Raw genomic sequence first — 8,867 nt, forward strand, 5'->3', positions numbered from 1 at the left:
GATTATGCGAAGCGCCTGATTTAAAGCGCGCGCCCATCATCAAGCAATTCGAGCACCATCGCGGCGAAATCACAAGCCGCCCGCTGCCACTGGCGACGAGCAACTGACAGCCGTTCAGGATCAGCAGCAGGAAGCTCGAAATACTCCAACTGTGCCTGCCTGAACTCCTCAGCCTTGGCCAACAGATCGTCCGTAATGCGCATGTCAGCTCCCCACGACGCCAAGCAATGGCCGGACAGGATCAACCACGTCGACAGCGTCGATATCGCCGTGCACGCGAGCCGTCAGCAGCACAACGAGGTTCGTGGCCCTGTCGCGCGTGGAATCAAAGCGAAACAGCCGCCCGACGACAGGGATCGACGACAGAAACGGCACGCGAGACGCGCTCTGCTCCGATTCCTGCGATCGCAGACCACCCAGCAGCACACCGCCACCATCCTGGAGCTGAACAGTCGTATTGATCCGCCGAGTATTGGTGATGATGTCCGAGGCCGACAGATCGGAAGACACCGAGGAAGCGCTCTGCTCGACCTGCAGCTCGATGGAGCCTGATGGCGTGATGAACGGCCGGACGCTCAACGTAACGCCCACATCCTGCCGGGAGATGGTGCGGAACGGGTCGCTAGCCGGCGTTGCTGCGCTAGTGGTCTCGCCAGTGATGAATGGGACGTTCTGGCCGACGACGATGGAAGCAGCCTCGCGATTGAGGGTCAGCAGTTGAGGCGTCGACAGGATGCGATTGCGACCGGTCGATTTGACGGCCTGCAGGAACGCTGAGAGCGTCGGGCCGCTGAAGGTCAGACTGAACCCGAGGTCGGACACATCACGCGACGCCACAGCACGCCCTGACAGGCTCACATCATGAGAATCACCGCCGAACGCAGCGCCGACATTCAGGCCAAGCGATTCGAAGTCATCGTCGGCCAGCTCGGCCACGACAGCCGTAATCACCACCTGGCGACGGGGCCGGTCGATCTCCTCCAGGACACGACGCACCGCCGCGATCTGCGACTGGGTTGCAGTGATGATCACTGAGTTAGTGGTCGGCGAGGCAGAAACCTGAACACCAGCAATAGGCGAGTCAGCACCAGGAACTTGAGAAAGTGACACCAGCAACTCGCGAATGGAGCCGGCAGCAAAATCACTTTGCAAGTGCTGCAGCTCCAGGACAGCAGTTTCAAGATCAAACTTCTCAGGGATCGGCTGCGCACTGATACGAATCGTGCGACCCGAATCAGAATAAAACATGCCGGAAGCTACAACAGTCTGCTCCAGGAGCGAAGCAAGTTCGCCCTTGCCATTGAACGATGCAAAGACAGAAACCGGAACATCTTTGACGTCAGCACCAACAACAACAGGCCGGCCAATAATCGCACTAGACCATTCGACGAAATCACGAAGTGACGAGTCGAAGAACTCAACCCGTTCTTCGGCGAACGCAGGAACAGTCAGCAGCAAACCAACCAGAGCAGATAAGCAGCGCATAAAGGAACTACCTTGTAAGAGTCAGGGATTCATCGCCCCGCCGCAAAACGGCAGAGCGCGGGCCAGCAGGAATAACGAGGATGCGCTCTCCAATAAGGTCATTCGTGGTAACGCGAGAGCCAGCAGCATCCATAAACGTATAGTCGTGGCGACCGTTAACCAGCGAGTAGAAAGCCACACGATAGCCACGGTACTTTTCAAGATGGACAAGCTTGTCCGTTACAACGGGACCAGATGAAACCACCGCCGCACCAGGGCGAGAAGACACAAACGCAATCCCTGAAAAAATCGCAAACGACAAGATCAGGGAAAGAACAGCACCCAAGAAAAACGCATTGAGTACTCTGGTGCGACGAAAGAATATTTTGGTTGCGCGCATGATGAACATGACTCCACGTTTCGCAGCGGGAATAGGAGAACGCCAATAGCCAGGCGGAAGCATGGAATAGGCGCCCTTATCATAACCCTGATTGTATTCCTGCGTTGTATCGTAGAAATCATAAAAATCTTCGCCGCGATACGCCCATGTATCAACCTTGGGTGCTAGATGCTTGCAGCCGAGTTTGACAGTAGCGAGATGAAGTTTCGGCAACTTCCCTTTGAATCGGCCAAGCGTAAAAACACGAAGCAAGAAACCAAACGGAAACGGAAGCTTCAACTTATCAAGTCGACTTATATAAACGACATGCTCCGCAATAGATTCACGAATCTGCTTATCAATGACATTAACGTTCTGAACACAGAGCCACAAATCCCAACGACGCTTCCTCAAAAAGAGAAAGAAGTTTAAAAGATCAGTTCGCCCCTTCGCGTTCCAATCGCGAGAATTCAGCCAAACGCCACCCTCATCAAGGAAGATGCCGCCGAACTTCTCCTCGTCATAAATATCGCAGCCATAACCAAGCCCGAGCAAATCACTAGCAGTTGGCAGATCAGGAAGACGAACAAGCCGGGAATGCTTGTTATTCTTGCGACAAAGCTTATTCATTCGCACATCAACATTAACAGCAACTGGCCGCCCTGCTTTCAGATATTCAAGTATCTTCTGAATACAAAGCAAGGTTTTACCAGCGCCCAGCTTTCCGGTAACGATATAAACGGCCATTACTTTGCAGCCGCCAAAGTTTCAACAACCTTAATCTTCCAGAGGAGAATAATCTGATAGAACTTTGCAGCGGCGACAATAGATATGCATGTCGCCAAGTTATCAGGAACAAACATTCGACCAATGGAAACATATTCGGACGGGACAAAGGAAACAACAGCAGAGCCGAGCGCTGTCAGAGTGGCAATAAAAGCAGCAATAAACCCACCTATAACAGTAAACATGACGAGAACAACCGTCAGGTTAGAGGTAAGCTTGGCAAAGCCTTGGACTATTGGAATAACCAGCGGCGAAAGAAAAGCGAGAAGGAAGCGCCCAAACCAAGCAAACAAACGCCCAAAGAACGAAGCAAGGAAGCCGATAATAAATTGCATGCTCTATAACTCCGAGATGTAAAAGAAACGGCGCATGTCGCCGCCCCGGCTGCGCCGAGTCACGCCATGCGCCGTTTCATCAGGAATAACGGACAGCGGAGGCCGCAGCTTGATTAAGCGTATTCATCAGAATTCGCCAAACAGCAATCGCAGTAAGAATGCCGAAAACCCATTCAAGAATTGACTTGAGACGTGTTAGCTCGCAGACAGGAAGCGTGAGCGAATAACCCTTGGCGTGCCATACAACATTGAATTCAGAACAACTAGAGGACTTAGGAAACAGTCCGTCCAATATGGCACCACCAACGCCAGAAGCATCCTCGCCAAACCATTCACCGAGCATGCCGTCAACCTTGTCAACTTCCTCGTTAAATGAATCGGTGCGCGCCTGCTTTGCCTCATCAACTGCGCTATTAATTAGATCGGCAAGCGAGTCGCCAGCTTCATCACCAATGCCATCAGCATTGCCAGCGCCCTCCCCCTCGCCCTCTGAATAGGATTCGCCCTGGAGCGAGTCGCCCAGGTCATCAATCTTGTCACCAAGGCCATCGACTTTCTTACCCACACCATCAACTTTGTTACCAACGCCGTTGATCGCAGAAATAACGCCGTTTGCAGCGGCATAAGTAGCATCGACAAGGCGGTTGCCAAGCGTAGCAACATCCCCAGCAGCAGCTGGATCAGGATCGGTAGTGTCTTCAGCATCAGGCGGAATCAATGGAGGACCATTGGACCCATCCGCGCCTCCGCCGCCAGAGCCACCACCATCGCCGCCACCAGGGTTTGTGGGGTCAGTAGGGTCAGGTGGGTCGATAGGGTCAGGCCGAACGATAGGTTCACCAGAAGAGGCAAGAGGATCAGAGCCAGAGCAATTATCCCCATCGGCCCCCGCCATAAAATTACAGAAACCGGAATCAGTTGAGCCTGGAGTGAGATAACAAGTGGTTTTAGCCGCGCCGGTATAATTGCAAGCTTCGAAACACTGATCACCAGCATTACTTTCAGACCACGAAACAAAACCAGAAGTACCAGACCAAATAATAGGAGAGTCAGGTCCGCGAAACTCCTTAGTTTGACCCTGAACAGAAAGACAGTCAGAGAACGCATAAATCTGAAAAGAAGAGGCGCCAACACGAATTTCGCCGGTAGTCGGGTGCTTATAATCATACCGGCAATAAGAGTCAGCCTTTGAAAAGCCGACAAGCTGCCAAGTAGCACCACCGTAGTACCATGTTTTACTAATCCTATCATCAGGGATCAGAGAACAAGCGTCTTCCCTAGTGACCCCGATTGTTGAATTACCAATTGCCGGAATATAAAAACGACCAGACTCAGCATATAAAAAAGAGGAAAACCCCCACGCCATAAGCGTGAGGGCCAGATTCAGGCCGATAGACTTGCGCGAACTACCGGCCATCGTCTTAAGCTCCCGCTGCCGAGAACATGGTGCGGGCCAGTTTGAACAGCGCAACGCCACCGCGAATAACGCCGAACAGAACAGCACCCGCAGCCATCAGAGTACCGAAGGCAGTTGCCAGATCGGTGAACACTTCCAGCATCTCAGGCGGAACGGTGATAGCCGCATTCGCAACCATCGGAACAGCAGCGGCAGAACCCACCGCAATAACAGCAGCCGGCTTGCCGGCGAACAGCGCTTTCAGTTTTTCCATGGTGTTTCCCCTTGTTGTGTTAAACAGAGACATCGAGAACTTCTTTCCAGCTGAGCCGGAACATACCCCAGGCGATGCCGATCCCGAGACAACCTAGAAAGCCACCAGCAACGAAGAGATAGACAGACCAGGACAACGCCATATCAACCCCCCTATCGCTGGTGACCGTGAATTAATCCAAGGCCAATTAATTGCGCCATGGCGGAAACAAGCTGAAGCGCCCATAGATCGCCAAGCGTGATATTGGCGAGGAACGCTTCCATTACGCAGTCTTCGATTCAACAGGCTTGGGACCGCTGCTAGAGCCCACGTCTTGAATGCGCAGCGGAATACCAGCCAGCAAATACTCGACAGTGTTATAGCGATCGTTCACGCCGATAGTCACAGGCGCAAAAACTTCCGCTCCTACTTGCTGGCGATAGGCGTTATGAAGGCCGCCTTTGATCGCATCGCCGAATACGCGAACTTTGATGGTCTGAACAACATCAAGGCCGTCGCGATCCTTCGAAGAAGTTTGCAGGCCGATAATGGCCCAGCGCTTATCGTCTTCGCCCTTATCAACAACACCAACAACAGTACCTTTAACAATGATCATGAGACTCTCCAGATTAGAAGCCGAACAACTCGGCAACGCATGGTGTGCCCTTGGCTTCAAATTCTAGAAACCATAGGCGTTCAGGCTTAACGCCCTGTTCTTTGCGGCGATCAAGTTCCGCCAGTGTTTGTTCGGTTTGTTCGCGAAGGAAGTTCGACTGCGGACGCGAATAAAGCCGCTGCTGTTCCAGGCGCCGACGATCAGAAGCAGAAAGACTTGCGCCCTGATAGCCGGAGACGATCATTGATCGCCCTCCCCTTTATGCTCAGGCTCAACGCCAAACACGCAGAACATGCAAACGTGTTCAGATTGAGCCGCCCAGGAATGCGCCTGATAAGCATCGAGCTCAATATCGTCAATCAGGCGAGCCGAGCAATAGTCGCAGCAATAGCCGCCTTCGATTCTCATGCTGCCACCTGCAAATGATTCGGGCGGCGATACCAAGTCGGAATTGGCAGGACGTCAACCGGAATAACTTCGCGGCTTGCAACATGAACAACCGGGCGAACTTTCAGTGCGTCGCATGGATTGGCAATATCAATGCCAATCCGCCGAAGACGAGCGCGATGGGTCTGGATGGAGCGCTTAGTAAAGTCAAACTTAGCTTTACCAGTCATCCAGTTAATCGCGTACATGGCGGTTGTATTGGCAGCGCGAACGTCTTTAACCACGCCTTCAGAGATGAGGTGGTCACTGATAGTCTCAAAATCCATAGCCGTCACCTTCAATCGGTCGTCTATCTTCAAAAATGCGTTATGTATAGTCTGAAATCTTGATTCATCAAAAAGCCCCCACCAGCAGAGGCCTTCGCGCAATAGATATTCGCGCTTAAGTTCCTGCTCCATGCGAACAACACCATTAGCATCGCAATAAAAAATCAGGTCGCGCAAATATTTAACTTCGGGGGAGTCGTCGCCGAAATTGCGACGAGCCTTGGGTAGTAGGAACTTCGCAATAGCCTTCGCTTTTATATAAGCCTTGCGATACTGGTCCCGAGCTTGCCAATCAACAGTACAACCGTCTTCATACAAATGGCCGGGCTTATAACCGGCGCGTTGCGTGCTGAGGGAAGACACATATTGAAATTCGTTACCTTGGCCAACAGCTCGATTCGTTGTCAGGTCAATTCGGGTGATCCGCATGCCGTCGCCGACAGTAGTGTGCCGGTGCGTGGTTTCAACGGTCTGAATTGTGCCGCTGGCCCCTTCCCTCTTTTTGCGAATAACCCTTGATGCGGGGGCCTGCATGAATTCCAGCCGAGTGCACTTGGAGAGCATCGGCATATGAACTGGATTCCCAGCTTCATCACGCAGATTCGCCAGGATGCGGTTATAGACCGCAACGCATTGTTCAACAGTTTGATAACCAAACAAGTTATCCAATCGATCAACCGCACTCGGGTTGCCCTGGATGATCAGCTTGCGACCGTCAACACGGATGCTGATCGAAGTCGAATGCGAGCCTTCATATTTCACACCGGGCTGGCTGACGCTCAGTCGTTCACCAGTGCGCGAGCAATAACGCTCGATGGTGATGTCAGCGATTTTCGGCAGATCGAATGGGTAAACCTGCTCCACCGACAAGTAGTCGATGAACATCACTGATCGCTGGTCAGCAGAAAGCGGCATCCCGTGAAATCCGTCAAGGCCCATATATGGGCCGGGAAGCTACCGCATACGGTTTGAACGAGTCAAGGCTTATCCGGTCTGTAGAATGCCCGGATATGGGATCACCACGAAAAGCAGGGGTTAGCATCCATGGACACAGAGCACATGCAGAGTCAGACGGATATGTCAGTCGCCAACAACATCAGAAAGGCGCGTGAAAACAAGGGCTTAACCGTGGAAGAAGCGGCGTCCATATGTGGTGTGCCAGTTGGCAGCTACCGGAAATATGAGAACGGGCAATCCCAGCCGACCGCAGTCCCGATACGGGCAATAGCAAAGGGCCTCGGGGTCTCGACCGACGAGATACTCATGGAGCCAGACGAGCGCTCGATAAAAGCGGAGCTCAGCCGGCTGTTCGGTGCCATAGCCGAGCTGGATGAGCAGCAGCAGGCCGAGGTCAAGCGGGCGATCAAAGGCCTGATCATGGTGTTTCAGCAGGAAGAGCTGTCGGAGTAAAACCGCAGACATGTGCGGTAAATTGGGGGTGTTACAGCACCCCCACCGCCGACCAGCCAAAAAGCGCGACGGAACCACTGCAACTTCGTGACCTAACCGTAAGCGGTGCTGATGATCCTGGGAGAGCGGCAGAGAGAAGCCGAGGAGCGGTTGCTTTTGGGCAGATCGGGGCGCGGGTTGAGGTAGTGGCGGGACAACGGGACGAAGATCGCGAGAAGCCTCCAGAGGGCCATGCAGGCCGCTGGGGGCTTTTTTGTGGGTCGATAGTTGCGGCCACTTCGTGGGTATCGTCGCAGGCGCTATGAGGCACGACAGGAGGCAGTGCAGGCGACTAATCGCCGCGAGCGGCGAGATCGAGGATGAATTACGGTAACGTTACTTTATCTATCAGACGTGCGAGCGCGATAGCAACATACAATTATCTTATTTATGGTAACGTTACTATAATTAAGGCACGAACCAAGGAGACTGTCATGAAACGCCTTAACCTGCTCCCCGCTTTGAACGATCTACGCCACTTCCTAGGCCAGGACAGAACGAGCCTGTTAAACGAGGTAATCGAAACGTACCAAGAAGACGCGATTCAGGGCGAGCTAAAGCCAGAACGCCTGCGCGGTTTCGCACAAGCCCTGTATGCGGCTGGGCTTTTACAAATAGAAGACTTCGACGATATAGACGTTGCAATCTGGAAAGCGTGCGAGGCCGCAGCATGATCGACCCAGCAGACAAGCAAACCAAAACCCTCCCCCTGGACGAGCAGCCAGCCAAGCGCAAACGCGGACGCCCTGCTACCGGCGCAGCTATGACAGCAGCAGAAAAGCAGCGGGCCTATCGGGAGCGAATGAAGAGCCGTAACGTTACGGAAAATGCAGCGCCCTCTGAGCTGCTGGAGAAGGTCCGTGCTACAGCTGCAGAACGGATCGAACAGTTAGAACAGCAACTTGCCGCTGCGATCGCCAGAGCCGAGAAAGCAGAATCTAAACTAAAACGTAACGTTACCGTAAAGCAGAAAAGGCGTTACGTCCTGCAATTCAAATATGAATCCGCAAACGGCGTCGAATGGGTGGACGAAAAAACGGGCGATTACGGATCAAAGAAACAAGCTGACAAGGCCTGCAAAGACATGAACGCGCGCCTTGGCAAATCGGAGCACGCCACAGAATGGAGGGTAAGGGAGCGCCAGTGGGTTTAGAGATCCAGAATAGCCCTGCAGGCTTCCTGCAAGGCTTCAAGCCGGGCGTCTAAGGCGGCGCCCTCATCATCCATCTGAGTAACGCGACGACGCAGCTCGCGAAGCTCAGCGAACAACCTAGGGTAATCATTCAGAACGTGAAGTACGGCTTCCAGGTCGCTAGGACCTCGACCAGCCGCGTAGAGGCGTGCCTGTTTAACCAGGTGAAGCGGGATTTCGAGTGGGACGGGGGCGCAGCGCATAACCAACGTTACATTAAATCGCGCCGGGACAGCCAACCATCATCCCGACGCGATTAAACGTAACGTTACCGATTATGCGAA

The 8,867-nt window shown here is 53.2% G+C and carries 13 protein-coding genes; 3 read left to right on the forward strand and 10 right to left on the reverse strand.

Annotation, left to right across the window (positions count from 1 at the left end):
- Window positions 1-20: 20 nt before the first annotated feature.
- The 10 genes from LO50_RS17040 to LO50_RS17085 all read right to left on the reverse strand — a co-directional run bounded on the left by LO50_RS17040 (window position 21) and on the right by LO50_RS17085 (window position 6,827).
- Window positions 21-203: a hypothetical protein gene (locus tag LO50_RS17040; protein WP_044315736.1), complete on the reverse strand. Its 183-nt coding sequence runs from the start codon at window positions 201-203 to the stop codon at window positions 21-23.
- Between the two features lies 1 nt (window position 204).
- The gene (locus tag LO50_RS17045; RefSeq protein WP_044315737.1) at window positions 205-1,485 is read right to left on the reverse strand and encodes a type II secretion system protein GspD; all 1,281 of its coding nucleotides are present in this window, start codon (window positions 1,483-1,485) and stop codon (window positions 205-207) included.
- Between the two features lie 7 nt (window positions 1,486-1,492).
- A complete protein-coding gene (locus LO50_RS17050) occupies window positions 1,493-2,590 on the reverse strand; it encodes a zonular occludens toxin domain-containing protein (protein ID WP_044315738.1) in 1,098 nt (365 codons plus the stop codon).
- The gene (locus LO50_RS17055) at window positions 2,590-2,964 is read right to left on the reverse strand and encodes a DUF5455 family protein (protein ID WP_044315739.1); all 375 of its coding nucleotides are present in this window, start codon (window positions 2,962-2,964) and stop codon (window positions 2,590-2,592) included. The genes LO50_RS17050 and LO50_RS17055 overlap by 1 nt, the downstream gene beginning before the upstream one ends.
- A gap of 79 nt (window positions 2,965-3,043) precedes the next feature.
- The gene (locus LO50_RS24755) at window positions 3,044-4,381 is read right to left on the reverse strand and encodes a hypothetical protein (protein WP_152623987.1); all 1,338 of its coding nucleotides are present in this window, start codon (window positions 4,379-4,381) and stop codon (window positions 3,044-3,046) included.
- 4 nt (window positions 4,382-4,385) lie between these two features.
- A complete protein-coding gene (locus tag LO50_RS17070) occupies window positions 4,386-4,634 on the reverse strand; it encodes a hypothetical protein (protein ID WP_044315742.1) in 249 nt (82 codons plus the stop codon).
- 262 nt (window positions 4,635-4,896) lie between these two features.
- Window positions 4,897-5,229 (reverse strand): hypothetical protein, encoded by a 333-nt coding sequence (locus tag LO50_RS17075; protein ID WP_044315743.1) that lies wholly within the window; start codon window positions 5,227-5,229, stop codon window positions 4,897-4,899.
- A gap of 13 nt (window positions 5,230-5,242) precedes the next feature.
- Window positions 5,243-5,473 carry a hypothetical protein gene (locus LO50_RS25025; RefSeq protein WP_044315744.1) on the reverse strand — a complete coding sequence of 77 codons (231 nt, stop codon included), beginning with the start codon at window positions 5,471-5,473 and terminating at the stop codon, window positions 5,243-5,245.
- Window positions 5,470-5,637 (reverse strand): hypothetical protein, encoded by a 168-nt coding sequence (locus LO50_RS24930; protein WP_161794495.1) that lies wholly within the window; start codon window positions 5,635-5,637, stop codon window positions 5,470-5,472. The genes LO50_RS25025 and LO50_RS24930 overlap by 4 nt, the downstream gene beginning before the upstream one ends.
- Window positions 5,634-6,827 carry a phage/plasmid replication domain-containing protein gene (locus LO50_RS17085; RefSeq protein WP_044315748.1) on the reverse strand — a complete coding sequence of 398 codons (1,194 nt, stop codon included), beginning with the start codon at window positions 6,825-6,827 and terminating at the stop codon, window positions 5,634-5,636. The genes LO50_RS24930 and LO50_RS17085 overlap by 4 nt, the downstream gene beginning before the upstream one ends.
- A gap of 174 nt (window positions 6,828-7,001) precedes the next feature.
- Between LO50_RS17085 and LO50_RS17090 the strand changes: the two genes are divergently transcribed.
- From LO50_RS17090 to LO50_RS17100, 3 genes are all read left to right on the forward strand, one after another.
- Window positions 7,002-7,352 carry a helix-turn-helix domain-containing protein gene (locus LO50_RS17090; protein ID WP_236690598.1) on the forward strand — a complete coding sequence of 117 codons (351 nt, stop codon included), beginning with the start codon at window positions 7,002-7,004 and terminating at the stop codon, window positions 7,350-7,352.
- Window positions 7,353-7,825: 473 nt separating this feature from the next.
- Window positions 7,826-8,065 carry a hypothetical protein gene (locus tag LO50_RS17095; protein WP_044315745.1) on the forward strand — a complete coding sequence of 80 codons (240 nt, stop codon included), beginning with the start codon at window positions 7,826-7,828 and terminating at the stop codon, window positions 8,063-8,065.
- Entirely contained in the window at window positions 8,062-8,544 is a 483-nt protein-coding gene (locus LO50_RS17100; RefSeq protein ID WP_044315746.1) for a hypothetical protein, read from the forward strand. The genes LO50_RS17095 and LO50_RS17100 overlap by 4 nt, the downstream gene beginning before the upstream one ends.
- The last annotated feature ends 323 nt before the right edge of the window (window positions 8,545-8,867 follow it).

The organism is Stutzerimonas stutzeri (assembly GCF_000935215.1).
In the GTDB taxonomy this organism is placed as follows: Bacteria; Pseudomonadota; Gammaproteobacteria; order Pseudomonadales; family Pseudomonadaceae; genus Stutzerimonas.

Excerpts from the sequence above, each read along its gene's own strand:
- LO50_RS17040 (WP_044315736.1), bottom strand. The coding sequence starts at position 203 with ATGCGCATTACGGACGATCTGTTGGCCAAGGCTGAGGAGTTCAGGCAG.
- LO50_RS17045 (WP_044315737.1), bottom strand. The coding sequence starts at position 1,485 with ATGCGCTGCTTATCTGCTCTGGTTGGTTTGCTGCTGACTGTTCCTGCG.
- LO50_RS17050 (WP_044315738.1), bottom strand. The coding sequence starts at position 2,590 with ATGGCCGTTTATATCGTTACCGGAAAGCTGGGCGCTGGTAAAACCTTG.
- LO50_RS17055 (WP_044315739.1), bottom strand. The coding sequence starts at position 2,964 with ATGCAATTTATTATCGGCTTCCTTGCTTCGTTCTTTGGGCGTTTGTTT.
- LO50_RS24755 (WP_152623987.1), bottom strand. The coding sequence starts at position 4,381 with ATGGCCGGTAGTTCGCGCAAGTCTATCGGCCTGAATCTGGCCCTCACG.
- LO50_RS17070 (WP_044315742.1), bottom strand. The coding sequence starts at position 4,634 with ATGGAAAAACTGAAAGCGCTGTTCGCCGGCAAGCCGGCTGCTGTTATT.
- LO50_RS17075 (WP_044315743.1), bottom strand. The coding sequence starts at position 5,229 with ATGATCATTGTTAAAGGTACTGTTGTTGGTGTTGTTGATAAGGGCGAA.
- LO50_RS25025 (WP_044315744.1), bottom strand. The coding sequence starts at position 5,473 with ATGATCGTCTCCGGCTATCAGGGCGCAAGTCTTTCTGCTTCTGATCGT.
- LO50_RS24930 (WP_161794495.1), bottom strand. The coding sequence starts at position 5,637 with ATGAGAATCGAAGGCGGCTATTGCTGCGACTATTGCTCGGCTCGCCTG.
- LO50_RS17085 (WP_044315748.1), bottom strand. The coding sequence starts at position 6,827 with ATGTTCATCGACTACTTGTCGGTGGAGCAGGTTTACCCATTCGATCTG.
- LO50_RS17090 (WP_236690598.1), top strand. The coding sequence starts at position 7,002 with ATGCAGAGTCAGACGGATATGTCAGTCGCCAACAACATCAGAAAGGCG.
- LO50_RS17095 (WP_044315745.1), top strand. The coding sequence starts at position 7,826 with ATGAAACGCCTTAACCTGCTCCCCGCTTTGAACGATCTACGCCACTTC.
- LO50_RS17100 (WP_044315746.1), top strand. The coding sequence starts at position 8,062 with ATGATCGACCCAGCAGACAAGCAAACCAAAACCCTCCCCCTGGACGAG.